The sequence below is a fragment of the Bradyrhizobium sp. UFLA05-125 genome, from assembly GCF_059803515.1.
In genome coordinates, this window is sequence record NZ_JBANBJ010000180.1 from 1 (window position 1) to 896 (window position 896).

At 63.7% G+C, this 896-nt stretch carries 1 protein-coding gene; it reads right to left on the reverse strand.

Annotated features, from left to right (window positions below; genetic code table 11):
* A partial coding sequence (locus SO156_RS45845; RefSeq protein WP_498539466.1) for an AMP-binding protein occupies positions 1–884 on the reverse strand: 884 nt, incomplete at its 3' end.
* Positions 885–896: the final 12 nt, after the last annotated feature.

Genomic DNA, 896 nt, shown 5'->3' on the forward strand with positions numbered 1-896 from the left:
CGCGCCACCCCCGCCCCGCCGACGTAGAGCTCCCCGACCGCGCCAAACGGCACCAGCCCGCCATGATCATCCAGCAGGTACACCCGCGTGTTCGCAATCGGACGGCCAATCGTCTCGACGACAGTCTCTCCCCGTCGCATGCAGATCCAGGTTGAGTACGTCGTGGTTTCAGAAGGCGCGTACAGATTACAAATCTTCTGGACCCGACTGCTCGCAAAGATCTTCTCGATCAGTTCCGCCGTCAGCCACTCGCCCGCCAAATTGACGACGCCGGTCGAAGCCGGCACTGCTTTCCTGTCGACCAGAGCGGCGATCGCCGAGGGCACTGTGTTGATCAAAGAGATATCCAAAGACCTCTCGGCCAGCGCCAGCGCATTCTCGACAAGGTAAAGCGTGCTTCCTTGCGAAAGCGGAACGAAGCACTCATAGACGGACAGATCAAAACTGATCGAGGTGGCAAACAGCGTGCGGCTGATCTCTGATGCCGTAAACACGTCGCTGCTCCAATGCAGCAGGTTCACCGTGCTCGCATGCTCAATCATGACGCCCTTGGGCGTGCCTGTTGATCCGGAGGTGTAGATCACATAGGCGAGATGGCGTGAGGTGAGGCCAAGCGCACGCGGGTCCGGATCCGACGCTGGCAGGCTGGCCCACGCCGGTGCCGCCGCATCGAGCTCCACCACGCTCGCATCGACGCCCACATCGCCCAAGGCGGCGCGTCCCGCTGCATCGGCCAGCAACAGGTGCGGCGCCGCATCCTCCAGCACCTGCCGCAGCCGCGCCGACGGATAGGCCGGATCCAGCGGCAGATAGGCGCCCCCCGCCTTGAGGATCGCCAGCAGCCCCACCACCATCATCGGACTGCGCTGCAGGCAGATCGCCACCGGCTGGTCCGG